The 15,965-nt window shown below is 54.0% G+C and carries 14 protein-coding genes; 6 read left to right on the forward strand and 8 right to left on the reverse strand.

All coding sequences use genetic code 11. The annotated features are described in order from the left end of the window. The first annotated feature begins 2 nt into the window (after window positions 1-2). Entirely contained in the window at window positions 3-629 is a 627-nt protein-coding gene (locus IB250_RS01515; protein ID WP_218394514.1) for a LysE family translocator, read from the forward strand. Window positions 630-1,264: 635 nt separating this feature from the next. On the opposite strand, the gene IB250_RS01520 is transcribed toward IB250_RS01515, so the two are convergent. Then, a complete protein-coding gene (locus IB250_RS01520; RefSeq protein WP_123493927.1) occupies window positions 1,265-1,771 on the reverse strand; it encodes an AAA family ATPase in 507 nt (168 codons plus the stop codon). A 232-nt stretch (window positions 1,772-2,003) separates the two neighbouring features. On the opposite strand from IB250_RS01520, the gene IB250_RS01525 reads away from it, so the two are divergent. Further along, window positions 2,004-2,306: a putative quinol monooxygenase gene (locus tag IB250_RS01525; RefSeq protein ID WP_123493929.1), complete on the forward strand. Its 303-nt coding sequence runs from the start codon at window positions 2,004-2,006 to the stop codon at window positions 2,304-2,306. A gap of 178 nt (window positions 2,307-2,484) precedes the next feature. Here IB250_RS01525 and IB250_RS01530 read toward each other — a convergent pair whose 3' ends face one another. Further along, window positions 2,485-3,438, reverse strand: coding sequence for a diiron oxygenase (locus tag IB250_RS01530; RefSeq protein WP_192342682.1), 954 nt, complete (start codon window positions 3,436-3,438; stop codon window positions 2,485-2,487). 199 nt (window positions 3,439-3,637) lie between these two features. Between IB250_RS01530 and IB250_RS01535 the strand changes: the two genes are divergently transcribed. Continuing rightward, a complete protein-coding gene (locus IB250_RS01535) occupies window positions 3,638-4,594 on the forward strand; it encodes an AraC family transcriptional regulator (RefSeq protein WP_123493933.1) in 957 nt (318 codons plus the stop codon). Between the two features lie 256 nt (window positions 4,595-4,850). On the opposite strand, the gene IB250_RS01540 is transcribed toward IB250_RS01535, so the two are convergent. The 4 genes from IB250_RS01540 to IB250_RS01555 all read right to left on the reverse strand — a co-directional run bounded on the left by IB250_RS01540 (window position 4,851) and on the right by IB250_RS01555 (window position 9,092). Beyond that, window positions 4,851-6,011: a cysteine desulfurase family protein gene (locus IB250_RS01540; RefSeq protein ID WP_192342683.1), complete on the reverse strand. Its 1,161-nt coding sequence runs from the start codon at window positions 6,009-6,011 to the stop codon at window positions 4,851-4,853. 8 nt (window positions 6,012-6,019) lie between these two features. Next, a complete protein-coding gene (locus IB250_RS01545) occupies window positions 6,020-7,021 on the reverse strand; it encodes a hypothetical protein (protein ID WP_192342684.1) in 1,002 nt (333 codons plus the stop codon). A 9-nt stretch (window positions 7,022-7,030) separates the two neighbouring features. After that, window positions 7,031-7,492: an L-alanine exporter AlaE gene (alaE, locus tag IB250_RS01550; protein WP_123493947.1), complete on the reverse strand. Its 462-nt coding sequence runs from the start codon at window positions 7,490-7,492 to the stop codon at window positions 7,031-7,033. Between the two features lie 958 nt (window positions 7,493-8,450). Next, window positions 8,451-9,092, reverse strand: coding sequence for a LysE family translocator (locus IB250_RS01555; protein ID WP_192342685.1), 642 nt, complete (start codon window positions 9,090-9,092; stop codon window positions 8,451-8,453). Between the two features lie 629 nt (window positions 9,093-9,721). On the opposite strand from IB250_RS01555, the gene IB250_RS01560 reads away from it, so the two are divergent. Beyond that, complete coding sequence (locus IB250_RS01560) at window positions 9,722-11,080, forward strand: MATE family efflux transporter (protein ID WP_192342686.1); 1,359 nt, start codon at window positions 9,722-9,724, stop codon at window positions 11,078-11,080. Between the two features lie 200 nt (window positions 11,081-11,280). Here the strand turns inward: IB250_RS01560 and IB250_RS01565 are convergent, their stop codons facing one another. After that, a complete protein-coding gene (locus IB250_RS01565) occupies window positions 11,281-11,997 on the reverse strand; it encodes a class I SAM-dependent methyltransferase (protein WP_192342687.1) in 717 nt (238 codons plus the stop codon). Window positions 11,998-12,357: 360 nt separating this feature from the next. Between IB250_RS01565 and IB250_RS01570 the strand changes: the two genes are divergently transcribed. Continuing rightward, entirely contained in the window at window positions 12,358-13,410 is a 1,053-nt protein-coding gene (locus IB250_RS01570) for an alpha/beta hydrolase family protein (protein WP_192343191.1), read from the forward strand. 513 nt (window positions 13,411-13,923) lie between these two features. Here IB250_RS01570 and IB250_RS01575 read toward each other — a convergent pair. Continuing rightward, complete coding sequence (locus IB250_RS01575; protein WP_192342688.1) at window positions 13,924-14,673, reverse strand: SDR family oxidoreductase; 750 nt, start codon at window positions 14,671-14,673, stop codon at window positions 13,924-13,926. Window positions 14,674-15,164: 491 nt separating this feature from the next. On the opposite strand from IB250_RS01575, the gene IB250_RS01580 reads away from it, so the two are divergent. Further along, entirely contained in the window at window positions 15,165-15,956 is a 792-nt protein-coding gene (locus IB250_RS01580; RefSeq protein ID WP_008008415.1) for a YfaP family protein, read from the forward strand. Window positions 15,957-15,965: the final 9 nt, after the last annotated feature.

Consider the following 15,965-nt stretch of genomic DNA (forward strand, 5'->3'; position numbering starts at 1 on the left):
CCGTGTTTCCGATCAATATCTGGCTTACCTATACTGCCGCGTGCTTGCTATTGGTACTCGCACCAGGCCCGGACAATCTGCTGGCCGTAGGCCGAGGACTCAGTCAGGGCAGGATAGCCGCTATCGTATCGGGCATGGCATCCGGGGCGGGAATTCTCTTTCATGTGGCAACTGCTTCACTCGGACTGACTTTGCTTATGCAGACGTCTGCAGTTGCCTTCTGGGTCGTCAAGCTCATCGGCGCCGGTTATCTACTTTGGCTTGGCATAAAAGTCCTACGCTCTCGTAGCCTGATTAGCTTCCAGCCAACGACTCGGCAATCACTGCCGAGTATTTTCCTCACGGGATTACTCTCGGCAGCACTCAATCCGAAGCCCGGGTTTTTCGTTCTTGCGTTCATCCCTCAGTTCGTCGACCCACAACGCGGCTCAGTGAGCGTGCAGATGCTGGTGTACGGCATATGGTTCGCCGCACTGACGGCAGTGGGATTCGCACTTATGGGCGTATTTGCCACTGCACTGTCCCGATTTTTGCGTCAGAGGCCACGACTGGTAAATGGCCTGAACGTAGGGGCAGGACTCACCTTCGTTGCTTCGGGAGTATCGATAGCGGCACTCAGCCAAAAATAGGATCAGTATATTGGCGTCGCGGGGCTAAGATTTCAGCTTCGCTGAGCCCCGGTGATTATGAAAGCTGACGACGTTAAGACTTATCTTTCAGGGCTGAGATCATGGCTCGGTATAGCCGCGAAATTGTCATTCGCCGTCAGAATCTTGTTCGCATGCTGCCTTTTGATCGCAACCGCTAATCACATCCGTGCAGACGTTTCGCATGGATTGTTCTGGGACTACGGATACGGGCCTGGCACTTACTTGGGCAGCCGTATTTTCTGGGGGGCGCTTACGTTTTTTGACCCGCTTGCAGCATTGCTACTATTCATCAAGCCAAGAGCCGGAATCGTGCTTACGGCAGCGATTATTTTGGTCGACGTAATCCACAACACTTTTTACGTCGCGTTGAAGCAACAGTGGCTGGAGCCGTTCTACCTGTCCCAGGTAGCTTTCCTTATCGTAGTATTCCTCCTCTCACCCATCGCTTGGAATGACCCTGTTCGGGACGTAGCGCTCACCAATTCAGTCCGGCTGTGATTCGCTCCACACGCCTGCCGACACAGCGAGTGAGTGAGATAGGGCAACTGCTGCCGCATCAGTGGGTGGCGGCGCGTCGGTTGATCACACCTTGCCACGTTGGGCTTTAGCGGGTGCTACTCCCCGGATAAAAATCGTTTGGTGATCATTGCCACTGCCTCCGCTGGAGATGTCAGGGCTGTGTCTATATTAAACGGGGCGTTATCCCACGCCTCATATTCATGATCCAATACAGACTGCCAGGTTGGTGGCGTCAGCCCAGGAATATCAATCTTCCTGGTTTCTACCCGTCTCCGGTGTTCATGTTTATCAGAGCAAACCACCTGGATATTCACTAATGGAGCACCAGAGCGTGTGGCGATTTCGCTCCACGCCTTTCGGCTTTCGATTACTGGGTTAACGCAGTCGACTATGACCGTGCTGCCAAAACGAAGATTGCTTAGAGCAAGCTCATTAGCGACCATGTAACCGCTCCGCCCCACGTCTTGTGCCAGAGCACCGGAATTTCGGATAGCCTGCTCAATCGTATCGATCCGCAGATACACAGCACTTGTTCTGGTGGCAAGGTCACTTGCGATAGTCGTCTTTCCGGTACCCGGAAGGCCGCTGAAGACAATGAGCATTTTATGTCCTTCGGTTAGTGAGTTAACCCAGTCTAGGCGGTTGCCAGTTATGCGGCAGCAATAGCGGCCAGCGACGGGCGAACACACCTCCCTTCTTACAGGCTAAGGGCGAGTAACCGTCCGCTCTAGCTTGCTGCATGAGGCGAAATCATGCTTTCCTGCCATGACCATCACACTGATGGCCTACAGCAATGTGCAATCAAATTTCTGAACACCAGCATGGAGCATGTTTATGTCTAGTGAAGTGAAGCTGGTAATTTTGATTTCTACACAGGCGGGACGAGGACAAGAGCAAGTTGATGTATTTGAAAAACTTGCCCCACTTGTTAGAAATGAAGAAGGGTGTCTGCAATACGACCTTCATAGGGTCACCGACGACGAAGACCAATTTGTTTTGATTGAGCGATGGGCGTCGAAATCAGCTCTGGAAGCTCATGACATTACTCCTCATATGATTGCAGCTGACGCGTACAGTCCCACCTTCAGGGCGGGTCCCGCGACCGTTTTGCACCTTGGATCAACGATCCCGGCTTAGATCCCATTGGTCATCATGCTGGCTGCCACCTAGGTGGCAGTAGCTCGGCAATTTCATTGGCCGCAAATCCAAGCAACATCCACATCGGTATTGTCATGGCTGCCAGCCTCGATAAATCGTTTTCAACACGTCATCCCACAGCCGCGCGGCCGACGTATGGTCGGCCGCCCCTTGTCGATCAATTGCTCATGATTGGCGCCAGTGCGGTCTGAATCGTGGACATCTGTGCGGGTGTTGTCATGCGCGTAAGCAGCCGGCCAAAGTGTGGATGCTGCACGCCCGAGATAATGTATTGCCAGCGGTAGGCGCTCAGCACGGAGGCTTTGATTTGCGCTGTCTCATCGACACTGAATGACCGTGAAACATTGCGAATAAAGTAGTCGGCATCGGATGCCGATTGTGCCTGCAGGATTCCATCGACGGCCGCCACCAGCGCAATCAGATCGTTTACTCCCTGGTCGCGCTCGGCTGGCGAGAGTTTCGCGTGCTCCGCCTTCCACTCCAGTTCATCGAGTACGACGTGCCGGCTCTCATCCTTCCAGTGAAATTTGAAAACATCCTTGAACAGTGGGCACAACTCCTCACGCGGGGCGATGCTTTGCACGTAGTGCGCCTGAACAAACAGCTCGATATGACAGGTCAACGCCAGCACCGACCAAGTGCTGGCCGCAAGAACCGAGCGCGCCACATCGTTTGGATCGGCAACTTGACGATACCCCGCTGGCAAGTGCGAACTAATCATCGTCTCCATGCGCCGGAACAGCTCCTGGTGCTTGATCTCGTCGTTAGAAAAACGCACTAGCGCTTCGAGTGCGAGTTGATCGTCAAAGACATGGGCCCGACCTTGATCGAGCATTTTGGCGCTGATAAAACGCTCGACCAAGCCAAAGATATACGCATAGGTTCGGCCCTGAATCTGACTGAGCAGGCGCGCCTCATCCGCGTCGAGAAAAGTCAGGCGGTCGATCCGCGACAGTCCGTCGGGCAAGAATTTGCGCGAGAAGTCGAAACTCCGGTCCTGTAGCAAATCACGATCGATCTGCCATTCCGCTTTCTTCGATGATCTGACAAGTTGAGCATAACGGGCGGCGTTATCCGAATCTGCGCTGGGCATGGTAGCAACGGTGTTCATATCGATCTCCTGCTTGCCTGGTCGAGTTGGAAGGGGGCAATTACGGTTAACGTCGGAGCCAATGACCATCGGTGAAGTGTCTGAGGAACGTCTCGATCACGGAGTCCGCGTTGGTGCTAATCTAGGCCTCGCAGTTCAGGCGATGAATGACCAGTGCGCCTGATTACATGCTCCGGACTCCGGAAAGGAGGGCTGGCAATTGTTGGATGCGTTTTCTGATGTGTTGCGGGTGATTCGGCTGTCTGGAGGGGTTTTTCTCGAGTCGGAATTCACTGCGCCCTGGTGCATCAAGGGACGAATCTCTGCGGACGATTGCAAACCGTTCCTGGCGGCACCTCGACATATCATTGCGTCGCATTTTGTCGCTGCAGGGCATATGCAATTACAAGTCGACGGCGGTGCCGCCATTGACGTGCGGGCAGGCGAACTCGTTCTGCTTCCTCACAATGACGCTCATTCTTTTGGCAGCGACCTGAGCATTGCACCCATGCCGGCGGGCGAAGTTATTCAGCCGCCGGAAGTCGGCGCTATTTCACGAATCAAGTACGGCGGGGGCGGCGAGGTCACGCAGCTATTGTGCGGATTCCTCGGCTCTGAAACCCCCTTCAGTCCGTTGCTTTCATCGCTGCCATCCTTATTGAAACTAGACTTGCGCGCGACGGCTTCGGGAGCCTGGATTGAAAGCTCATTCCGTTTCGCTGTCAGTGAGATTGCGGCGGGGCGCCTCGGCTCGACAACGGTCATCGCCAAGCTCTCCGAATTGCTATTCGTCGAAGCCGTCAGCCAGTACGTCGCGAGTCTCCCCGCTGAGCGGCGCGGGTGGCTGGCGGGTTTGCGAGATCCACATATCGGGCGCGCACTGGCGCTGCTCCATGCTCGTCCAACCGAGGGTTGGACTGCAGAAGCCCTGGCGCTTGAAGTGGGCATGTCGCGCTCGGTATTCGCGGAACGATTCACGGCATTGGTCGGACAGCCACCGATGCAATATCTGACGCTCTGGCGTATGCACGTGGCGGCTCAACAGCTGCGCGAAGGTCGCGGTAATGTGGCGCAAATCGGCTTTGCAGTTGGCTATGAATCCGAAGCTGCGTTCAGTCGCGCATTCAAACGCCAGTTCGGCACATCACCCGGCACTTGGCGTAGACAATCAGCGTGAGAAGGTTCGGTGCTGATGGACACTGTGATCAAGCCAAACAGTAACTATCTAAGTTCGCACCTTGTATTTTGCGTCACCTCCGTGAGGAGGGGAGGCCGGCCAGATGATTCTCGGATTTATTCCGCCCCCGTGGCTGCGCACTCAAACGTGGTCTGTGATGATTTTGGCGGTTGCAAGGTTGGGAATTCCATAATTAAGGCAGCGGTACGATGAACGCAGAGTGTATTCATCGTACTGCTTTTTTCAGCGATGAGGCTTACATCTGGCTTTGTTGCTCTAAAGCTGAGGTTTCGACGTTATATGAATGCAATTCACTCATTGCTGCACAAAAAGTGAGAACGTCCTCCTTGACGTTTAGCGGACTAAAAGAGACTCGTAGGGTGGAACTCATTTGGGCGTGACTGAGCTTCATGGCGCTTAACACCCGGGAAGGTGTAGGAGACACACTGCTACAAGCTGAGCCTTTCGAGACGCAAATACCTCTTTGCGAGAGAAACTTGATCGCCCTGCTGGCATCGATACCGTTAAAGCAAATAGAGAGTATGTAACCCGAAGTCTCTCCATCCTGGGTATTGATCGAAAACGAGATGTTTGACTGCTCAAGCGTCTTTTGAAGGAGCAGGCTCAAGGCGCGAACGTGATTATGGTAGTGGTCAGCGTTTTTTTGGTGATGTACGAGAGCTCTATATAAAGACTCTATGCCGTAGATGTTTTCCGTTCCTGGCCTGACGCCAGCCTCCTGCTCCCCTCCAAATAGCAAAGGGGAGAGTCGAAAACGATGATTCAAATAAAAGAAACCGACCCCCATTGCCGCTCCGAGTTTGTGGCCAGAACCAATAAGGGCATCGATATACGTTAAGTCGGGGGAGGGGACTTTGGTCAGTGTCTGTACACCGTCACAAATGAAGGAGATGTCCGGATCTATGGTTTTTACCTTTTTAGCGATATCGTCGATAGGTTGGCGTGCCCCAGTTTCATTGTTGACGCCCATGACTAATACCATTGAAGTATGTTCATTGAGCAAATCATATATGAAAGAAGTCTCTATAATTCCTCGATGATCAACTGGAACAATATGGACGATAAAGCCGGACTGTCGCATGTGTTTTACGGTATTGAATATGGCAGGGTGTTCAATGGCGCTGACAATTATTTCGTTTCTTGTTGAATTGGCCGTCTTAAGAAAATGGCATCTTCCTTGAATAATTAAGTTAGCAGCTTCGGTGGCGCCTGAGCAGAAATGATACTCGCTTGACCGCCCTCCGAACATCGCGCTCAGCAGCGATCTGGTTTTTTCAAGCACTGCGTTAGCTGCATAGCCAGCAGAGTGATCGCTTGATGGGTTTCCAGGTTCAGGGGAGAAAGTCACAGCATCTTCAAAAGGTAATGCAGAGGCAGCGCTGTCAAGATAGATCATGTATGTCCTTATATTATTTCCATGTTGTTGTTGTGCAGCATATCTTGTATCTGGTTCGTAAACTCTATGCTGTCTGTGCTTGAGCGGCCAATCAGATTTTTTTCAATGAAAGTGTACTCGGCCAGCTCTTCTTTGTTGATGATGATCTGCGCGCAATTTCTGGAAAAGTTTTCGATCAGTAAGTTTGCCGATATAACACCGCGATACACCTTCTCTCCAATGAACTCGTCATCTGCTCTTGCGTAAATAGCGATATGATCCACGGAGTTGTCAAATTGACAAAGCAAGCCACCGTAGGTCGCAGGGCAAAGAACTCGTCCTCCTGTTTCGTAGAGATTGATCACCGGGTTCTTTTTCAAACGGGCCAAAGGGCAGTTTTCCAGGTCGCTCTGTTTAATCTGGTTCTCGTTGTTCTTCCACCATGACCCTCCAAAATAGGAGTCCTCATCGTGTGTGTCGAACAGGTAGGGAGTGGTCAATGAGAATAGACCCTGATCTTCGGTAGAGAGGAATAGTGCGTTTGTTTTATTGAATACCTCGTGGATGTAGTTTTGACTGGTTGACTTGAGTTGTTCAATTCCGGAGCGAGTCCGACGGATGATTTTCCGGAAGTGATCGTTGCCTTTGGATTGCAAATGAATTGCTACTTTTTCTAAGGGTATTTCACTTGCGGCAAGTATTTTTTGATAGGCACTGGGGATATAAGCGGCTTTCTCACGGTGTTGGATGTCTTGAGTGATTTTCCGCCGTTCATCATTCCCGCCTTTGATGCCTATAAGGTCAGAAAGGTACAGGTTTATGGATACGTTTTTGTTATGACGCTTTAAGGCGTCATGTAATGCAATCCCCAGTTCGAATGTGAGAATCTCCGTCGGACTAGGTTCTCCTTGTATTCCAAATGAATAGCCGTCGTGAGATGAGAATATGGTCGTGTGACCGCAATCGATTACAATGTTTTCTCTTAGATTTTTCTCTGAGGTGATGGTGTGAACTATTGAGTCAATATCCATTTTGTGTTCTCAGTTCAGGTTAAATAGTTTTTTTCTAATGAGTGCTCTATAGATTCCGTAAGGTCTGCCAACAAAACCTGCAATAATACAAAATATCAAGGCGGCCTTGATGGCTTGCATTAAGGTTGCACCGCTTATGCTCATGTTTATTATGTAGAGTGGTAGCTCGAACGAAAGATAGGCCAAGGTATCGACAAGGTAAGGTTTTATACCTTTGTCCCTGTCGGAAATCTTGAATTTTTTAAAGACAAAGTCGCGCCATATACCGAAGGGGCGAGCAGTGCTGGTAATAATGAAAAGCCCTACGAGTCTAGCACTTAGGTGTGTGCTAAGTGTCATCTGCGCAAAACCTAGTTCGATAGGTATGGAGATTAAGTAGCAAAACGTATTTAGCGCGAAGGTGTCGGCCCAAAAATTTTTTAGAGACTGGGTGTTTTGTTTTATAGATAAATCATTGTTGGTAGAAGGCATGGTTTAGCCTCGCTATAACGTACAACGTCACAGGTTGAAATTGCGAGCAGCAACAAGCAATGAACTGCTCCATTGGTCGTGGCGCTTAAAAGTCTATGTTTGCGGTCGAGTATTTAGATAGTCGAACCAAGAGGCTTGTTTTTAATTAGATATCGTGCGCAATAGTGTCTGGCACCTAGACGCATGAGCGGAACGGAGTAAGGTTTTTTGGCGGGAGTTAAGACGTATACACACAAATGCCTCCATGGCAGCAATGCTCTGATACGACAACACTCTAATCTATGGGAGATAGCGTCGTCTACCCCTCACTATCATTCTGCTACGTTCGGGCCTTGTTCTGGCGTTGAACACCACTGTTGCAGTATTTCGAAAGCCTAAATCGTTTAGTTTCAGCTCATTCTAAATCCCGTGCAGTTTGCCCCGTTTCGCCTCGGCCTTTAGCGACAACCCCGTATCGAATAGCACGCGCAGTTTACTTTGTTTGAATTGAGATCGAGTGTCGCGAGGCGCTTATAGTCCAAACGATGATACTTACCGAAAATCATAAAACTCACCAGGATTTTCAAAATAGCTTCTATTTTGTGGCGCAAATCACCCTCCAACGCCTGCAATTTGCAATTTTTTCACACTAAACTCTGATTTAAATCAGTTTTAATGCGGCGCAGGCGTGCCCGATTCTCGCTCGGGAATACTGAAAAAGGCTTCCGGATTTGGTGCGCGCCACACACGAATGAACAGAGAACCCCGATGAAACACCTGGCCTTCGCATGCTGAGTGTGCCGACGAACGTAAGCAAAGCCGTCTGGATCGAACAAGCATGTGCTGGCTGCGCGTAAACGCAGTGGCAAACGTGCGGCTGCGATCATGAGTTTGATCCAGTCGGCGCGGCTCAATGGGCAGGGCAGACGCTTACGCCCTATCAGCCTTCCCTGTTACCGGAGTTACAAGCCCGACTCCCTTACGCCGCCTGCCGCCGCATGGTCAGGATAGCAGCACCGAAACCGATGAATGTCGACCCCACCACCCGGCTGACCCAGCGGGACAGCGCAGGCCGGGTCAGCACACCCTTGGCCCGCGAGGCGAGCGCGGCATAGAGGCTCAGGGACGACACCGACAATGCCATGAAGATCGAGGTGAGGATCAGAAATTGCGGCAGCAATGCCGCACTCTGATCGATGAACTGCGGGAACAACGCGGTGAAGAACATCGTCGCCTTGGGGTTGGTCACCGCCGTCAGGAAGGCCGCTTTGTACAGTTTGGAGCGAGTCGGCCGGCTTTCCTTCAAGTCGTCCTGAATCCCGTCCGGGAGCATCGGGCCCTTTTTGAACAATTGTTTGATGCCCAGGTAGAACAAATAACCGGCACCGATGAACTTCGCCGCGTTGAACAGCCATTCGGAACTGGCAAGTAGCGCCCCCAGCCCCAGCATGGCAGCGGACGACAGGCAGAACAGGCCACTGGCGTTGCCGAGCGATGACCATATGGCGCTGCGCTGCCCATGGGCCAGGCTATTGTTGATCGCCATCAAGGTCGCAGGCCCAGGGCTGGCAATGGCAATCGCGGCGACCAGTGTAAACGTCAGAATCGAGTGAGAATCCATTTTCAAAGCTCGTGGTGGTGGGGCTGGCATGTTACAGGAACGAGCGGGACAACAAGTTAAGTGGTGCCTCATCTTCACCAGCGACCAATATTACTGCGGACTTGGCGTAGTCAAAAAAGTCGGGACTCAGGAGAGCGTCGAACCCATTCAACAGTTGCGCATCAAGACGGGTTTTGCGTGCCTCAGGTTCGTCAAGTAGAAACAATAGGCTGCCTGGCTCGGAGCCGAGAAAGGGGACAATCTTTACCCCTTTCCTCTGTCTGTTTTTTTAGCCGTTTTCTGCCTCTCAAAGTCGGCAGAAAACGCCCCGTGGAAACCGAACTTTTGTGCGAAAACACTGTGGAATGTTTGCCAGTAATCAGGTTTGCATCCACTTGCACCATGGTCAGATTAACCTCCGCCACATTGGAAAAAACAGATAGGGCGGTCTCGCTAGGTGAAGTCAATTGCTGACTGCATATTTGCGCAATCCAGGGTTCGATCCACTACAAACGACGTTCCAGTGGCCGCTGCTTGCCGAAAGTAAACAATATTCATGCTCCCCAAATCCGCAAAATAGGAGCGCGTTATTCCCAGTTCCGTAGCGTAGAATTTCCCAAACGCCAGCCCCTACCCGAGACGGAACCTCAATGCAAACCCCCACCACCCAACACCCCCTCTGGCAAACCTACCTACTATTCCTTGCCCCCATGGTCCTCTCCAACTTCCTCCAATCCATGTCGGGCACGATCAACAGCATCTACATCGGCCAATTGCTCGGCACCCAGGCTCTCGCGGCGGTATCGGGCATGTTCCCCGTGGTGTTCTTCTTCATCGCCCTGGTCATCGGCCTCGGCGCCGGTGCGGGCGTGTTGATCGGTCAGGCCTGGGGCGCTCGTGAGTTGCATTTGGTGAAGGCGATTGCTGGTTCGACGTTGCTGTTGGGGGCGATGATCGGGTTGGTGGCGGCGGTGTTGGGGAGTGTGTTTGCCCGGCCGGCGTTGCAGGGTTTGGGCACGCCGGTGGATGTGCTGGACGACGCGGTGGCGTATGCGCATGTGATGATGTGGATCTTGCCGTCGCTGTTGGTGTTTGTGTTGTTCACGCAGTTGCTGCGTGGGGTGAGCGATACGGTGTCGCCATTGTTGGCGCTGGTGGTGTCGACGTGTGTCGGGCTGGCGCTGACGCCGGCGTTGATTCTCGGGTGGTTGGGGTTGCCGCCGATGGGGATTCAGAGTGCGGCGTGGGCGGGGTTGGCGGGTAACTTGGCGGCGATGGGGTGGCTGGCGTGGCGATTGATTCGCAAGGGGCATCCGTTGGCGCCGGATCGGGAGATGTTTGCGTCGATGCGGCTGGACATGGACATCCTCAGCAAGGTGTTGCGCATCGGGCTGCCGACCGGGTTGCAGATGGTGGTGCTGTCGTTGTCGGAGCTGGTGATTCTGGCGCTGGTGAATCAGCACGGTTCCCAGGCGACGGCGGCGTACGGGGCGGTGACGCAGATCGTCAATTACGTGCAGTTCCCGGCATTGTCGATTGCGATCACGGCGTCGATCCTCGGCGCGCAGGCGATTGGGGCAGGGCGCATCGAGCGCATGGGGCCGATTTTGCGCACGGGGCTGTTGATCAACGTGTGCCTGACCGGTGGTTTGGTGGTGTTGGGTTACTTGCTGTCGCACTGGTTGCTGGGGTTGTTCCTCACGGATGATTCCACCCGGGCGATGGCGGAACACCTGTTGCACATCATGCTTTGGAGTCTGCTGGTGTTTGGCTTTCAGGCGATTGTCGGCGGCATCATGCGCGCCAGTGGCACGGTGTTGGTGCCGGTGGCGGTTTCGATCGTTTGCGTGGTCGGGGTGCAGTTGCCGGTGGCGTATCTGCTGGATGCGCGCTTTGGGCTGCAAGGTGTGTGGATGGCGTTTCCGGTGGCCTATCTGGGCATGCTGATGTTGCAGACGCTGTATTACAAAATGGTCTGGCAGCATCAGAAGATTGAGCGGTTGGTGTAGGGCCTTCGTTTGAGTGCGAAATTGCACTCCACTTGACCACCTGTTTGCATTCGACCTGACCAATAATTTGCATCGCTTCTGACCACCGGTTGCATGGTATTTGACCGTCATGCTTCGTAACCGTGATCGGCAGAGAATTGCGCATTGCAGCCCTTCTCGACAGGTAGCAATCGGCCATTTGCGGCCTGTCGCGTCCACCTTCAAACCCTTTTGCACGTCAACCAGGCACCCCAGAACAGGCTGCTGAAGAAACGCGTAGCGTCCCCGAACCCGGCGTCGTTCAACAGTTTTTGAACCGCCGCCTCAGAATGTGGCGGGTCAGCGCCCTGGAGGATTTTTCCCTGCTTGACCTTCACTTCATCCGGGCTGGCTCCGTGCTGCCGCCACCGTTGGCCCCAGGCAGCCAGCAATAGCGGTTGGCTGGCATACGCGTACTGATTTCCCGCGACAATCAGTGGCGCATCGGGTTTCAGACGAGCCCGAATGGAACGTAAAAGCTGGTGCTTGGCATCATCACCTTCGAGATGATGCAGGACACCGATCAAGGTGGCTGCGTCGTAGGACGGGCCTGCTGCCAGGTCTTCAACATGCCCAAGATGCAGGTCCGTTCTTTCAAGCAAGTCGTTGGCCTCCAACTGGTGCTTCGCAGCCTCCAGCATGGGCGCGGATGGATCAACGGCAGTGAAGCGCCAGGCAGGCTCCAGCGTTGCCATCGCAACAATTTCCTGCGCAGTGCCGCCAGCGCCAACCACCAGTATTTTCGCCGAATTTGTATCGCCGAGGCTTGCCGCTAGCATGCATGCAACAAGATCGTGGCAGGCGTCATAGCCTGCTAATGCGATACGACTCTGTCTTCCGTACTCGTTGGCCCGATGGGTATCAAATTTTTCAGCTGAGTCGAGCGGTAATGATTTCAAGGCGCTTCTCCATGTCCTTGAATCAAGTTAGGTCATACAGGGCGATAATAAAAATTCATTAATTTTATGCAATGCATTCCTATTGGGAATGCATCTTTGGCTCTGAGCTTGCTTGGTCGGCCGTCAGCTTTGGTCGATTGCTGGCCGTCGCGGCTCTTCGGACTTGCCCCGAAAGCCCGGCTGCTGACCGGTCAATGCAGATAACGAAAACTATGCATGTCAGTCGGAGTATCGGCTTTAATGTCGGTGCAGATTCACCTGCTCACGGCGCTGGATTTCTATAACTTGCGAGATGTGATGCACGCTATCGGTGGGTTTCAGGTTCTGAACCCCTATCTAAATCAAGGAAGACAAACCCCATTGAAAACAGCTCTCGGCGCCCTGCTTTTAACCTGTCTGACGACCAGCGCTCTCGCTGACGTCAACTCTGTCGGCTTCCAATCCTCCACCCTGCCGGACCCACACAATGAGCGTCCGCTGGAGATGGTCGTCTGGTATCCCAGTACAACGACCGTCACCCCGCAGTTGATCGGCGACGATGTGGTGTTTGTCGGTGCTTCTGCGGTTCGCAACGCGCCACCCTCTGCTGGAGAGCACCCATTGGTGGTGCTCTCCCATGGATTCAGAGGCAATTGGAACAATCAGAACTGGTTGGCGAGTGCATTGGCCCATCAGGGTTACATTGTCGCAGCGGTCAACCACCCCGGCACCACGACCCATGATCGCAGCCCGCAAGCGGCGGCGCAGTTATGGCAGCGGCCCATTGACCTGCATCGGGCCATTGAGGCGGTCACCACTCAACCTGAAAAATTTGGCGTGGTCGCAAAGCGTCAAATTGCTGTAGTGGGCCATTCACTCGGCGGCTGGACTGCAATGGAGATCGCCGGTGCTCGTTTCGACCCGGCCCTGTTTGTCCGTGACTGCAAACTCCATCCGCAGTTATCCAGTTGCACCAATTATCAAAAGATCAACCCTGAGAGTACTCCGGCATTAAAGGCTGGTCTGGCCGGCGATTTGCGCGATCAACGCGTCACCGCTGTGGTTTCTTTGGACCTGGGACTCTCGCGCGGGATGACCGACGAGAGCCTTGCGGCACTGCCGGTGCCGGTGCTAGTTATCGCTGCCGGCGCACCATCGGTGGAACTGCCTGCTCAGTTGGAGTCCGCCAACCTGGCCACACGCCTGCCCCAAGCGTCCAGCCGCTATGTCGAGATCAGTGACGCCAGCCATTTCAGCTTCTTGCCGATTTGCAAACCAGGTGCAGTGGCATTGCTCGAAGAGGACATTCCTGGCGATGGCATCATTTGCGGGGATGGCGACAATGCTCGCCCGCGCGAGGTAATCCAACAGCAGGTTACGTCACTGATTACCGAGTTTTTGACGCAGTCCGCGAACAACAAAGTGGAGTTCTAGGATTGCTGGCACTCGGCAACTCAGCAGACCTGAAATTTGCGTAGGAGCGCAATTTTTGTGTCGAATCCAGCCACCTATTACGATCAGAAACGTTTTTACACAGCCTCGGCCAAAAGCTGCCCTCCGCAAAAGACAGCAATCGGCCTGAGGCGGTCGTTCAGACGAGCCTAGGAAAACCGACAAGGAGACACGAGGATCAAATGGACTTCATTTTAGATTTGGTAGTTCATCGCATTGGCGTTTATGTGCTGGGCTTGTTGAGTGGGCCGTTTCAAGGGAGAGAGTGGTTTTGCCTGGGGCTGGGCAGTCGCCGTCGGCGGCCTGATTCTACTTTCTCCATTCGCAGCTTTCATAACCTGGCTCATCTACATCCGTGGCCCTTAATCTGACGTCTGCTATGGGTCGTTCTCTGCCGGTCATGGCCACGAAGCATGCTGGTTAAAATCCGATGCAAATGACTGGTCAGGTCGAATGCAAATGGGTGGGCAAACTGTGCAATTACCCATTTGAGTATCAAGCGCTGCTCTTGAGCCAGGTTTCGAAACGCGTCGGCCCGATGATGGGGTGCTCTCCCGGCGTGAGCGAATGGTCATCGATGGGTGCGCCGAAGTAGGGGACCGTGTCGTCCGCTTGGGCTTGGCGCGGGTCGTTGGTGTGTTGCAAAAACAGGCGCACGAATTCCACCAGCGGCCAGCGTTCAGGGCCTGCGACCTCCAATGTATTATTGTTCGGCGCTTGCACGGCGACCTTTGCCAGCGCCGTCGCGACATCGACCGCGGCAATCGGTTGTAACTCAGCGGAGGTCAGGCGGACGGTGTCGCCGTCCTGAACGCCCGAGTGCGAAATCGCCCCGATGAATTCGAAGAACTGCGTGGCCCGCAATATTGTGTAGGGAATACCTGAGTCTTTGATGAGTTTTTCCTGCGCCATCTTCGCGCGGAAGTAACCGCTGTCGAGCATGCGCTCGGTGCCCACCACCGACAGGGCGATATGGTGTTTGACGCCGGCGGTTTTCTCGGCGGCGAGCAGGTTACGCCCGCTGGTTTCGAAGAATTCGAGCACGGCAGCGTCTTCGAAGGAGGGTGAGTTGGCCACGTCGACCACCACGTCGGCGCCCTGCAAGGCGGTTTGCAGTCCTTCGCCGGTGAGGGCGTTGACGCCGGTGCTCGGTGATGCGGCCAGGGTTTCATGTCCCTGGTCTTGCAGGTTTTTGCACAGGTGTTTGCCGATCAGCCCGGTACCGCCAATGACGACGATTTTCATGACGAGTCTCCCGATGCGATGTCAGTCCCGGACAGATCGAGGGGCTGACGTTGAATCCTGCAACCATTAAAGACCCGCAATGGAATTGCTTCGTGTTGTCCGATAGGTGGTTCGCTCAGACGACGATCGGGTCAACTTGAAAAAATGCAGAGATGCGCACAAAAAGACCGGAAAAACAGATTGGCGGGAATGTTATATTGCCAGCCGCTGCCCCAATGCCAGTCAGTTAAGGCGCGGAACCTGTGGGAGCGGGCTTGCTCGCGAAAGCGGTGTATCAGACGACATCAATGTTGACTGTGCCGCCGTCTTCGCGAGCAAGCCCGCTCCCACATGGATTGCGCTTAACTGACTGGCATTGGGCGTCTGCACCCATCATGTTTTGAAGTTCGAAGGCTTATTTGAGGCTACTCAAGCGCCTTCCCAGCAGTCAGTTCAAATAACGCGCCGAGGATCGGGCGCAAGGCTTCGTTATGCATGGCAGGAGGCGTTACATGCGTTGTGTTCTTTCACTGCTGATCACGCTGGTCTGCGCACAGGTGGCATGGGCCGAGCCCACGGCCGAGTTGTCGGAACCGGTAGGCGGCTGGCGCTATCACGGCCTGCTGGACCGTAGTGAAAATCCTCGAGTCGCCTATCCCACGCCGCCCATCGACCGGGGCGTGCAGCGCAATCGCACGATGATCGAAGGCCAACTCAAGGCTCTCGGCACGTTGCGTCCGCCCCACAGCCTGGCGGTCAACGGCAACCCCCTTAATTTGTACACCGACGACCAAGGGCGTTTCGCCCGGCCGTATGCGTTCGGCGCCGGGTCCAACAGCGTCGAAGTGCGCAGTTCCGAGGGCAAGTCGCTCAAGCGCGTTCAATTCTACGAAGCCAACAACCTGCGCACGCCGGCGCGCATTCGCGTGGTGCTGGGTTGGGACGATCCCAAGGCCGAACTCGATCTGCACATCATTACCCCCGACGGCCAGCATGCCTTCTGGGCTCGCCCGGCGATGAGCAATGGCGGCGGCCTGGACCCGGACGGGGTCGATGGTCCCGGTCCGGAAATGTTCACCATGACCGCGCCGATGCATGGCACTTATCTGGTTTACGTGAACTATTGGGGCAACTTCGGCAGCGGCGGCTATAACTTCGATGAGACCAGCAACCAGAACGAGGTGATCACCTCGCAAATCAATCTGGTGCTCAACGAAAACACCGTCGACGAAAAACGCGAGACCTTCATCGTGCCTTTGCGAGCGATCGGCGACCTGCTGCTGGTCAAGACTTTCAACTATTAAACATCCCGC

Origin of the sequence: Pseudomonas sp. PDM09 (assembly GCF_014852305.1) — a bacterium.
Lineage (GTDB): Bacteria > Pseudomonadota > Gammaproteobacteria > Pseudomonadales > Pseudomonadaceae > Aquipseudomonas.

Coding starts and splice junctions, on each gene's coding strand:
- IB250_RS01520 (WP_123493927.1), bottom strand. CDS start 1,771: ATGCTCATTGTCTTCAGCGGCCTTCCGGGTACCGGAAAGACGACTATC.
- IB250_RS01525 (WP_123493929.1), top strand. CDS start 2,004: ATGTCTAGTGAAGTGAAGCTGGTAATTTTGATTTCTACACAGGCGGGA.
- IB250_RS01530 (WP_192342682.1), bottom strand. CDS start 3,438: ATGAACACCGTTGCTACCATGCCCAGCGCAGATTCGGATAACGCCGCC.
- IB250_RS01540 (WP_192342683.1), bottom strand. CDS start 6,011: ATGATCTATCTTGACAGCGCTGCCTCTGCATTACCTTTTGAAGATGCT.
- IB250_RS01545 (WP_192342684.1), bottom strand. CDS start 7,021: ATGGATATTGACTCAATAGTTCACACCATCACCTCAGAGAAAAATCTA.
- alaE (WP_123493947.1), bottom strand. CDS start 7,492: ATGCCTTCTACCAACAATGATTTATCTATAAAACAAAACACCCAGTCT.
- IB250_RS01555 (WP_192342685.1), bottom strand. CDS start 9,092: ATGGATTCTCACTCGATTCTGACGTTTACACTGGTCGCCGCGATTGCC.
- IB250_RS01560 (WP_192342686.1), top strand. CDS start 9,722: ATGCAAACCCCCACCACCCAACACCCCCTCTGGCAAACCTACCTACTA.
- IB250_RS01575 (WP_192342688.1), bottom strand. CDS start 14,673: ATGAAAATCGTCGTCATTGGCGGTACCGGGCTGATCGGCAAACACCTG.
- IB250_RS01580 (WP_008008415.1), top strand. CDS start 15,165: ATGCGTTGTGTTCTTTCACTGCTGATCACGCTGGTCTGCGCACAGGTG.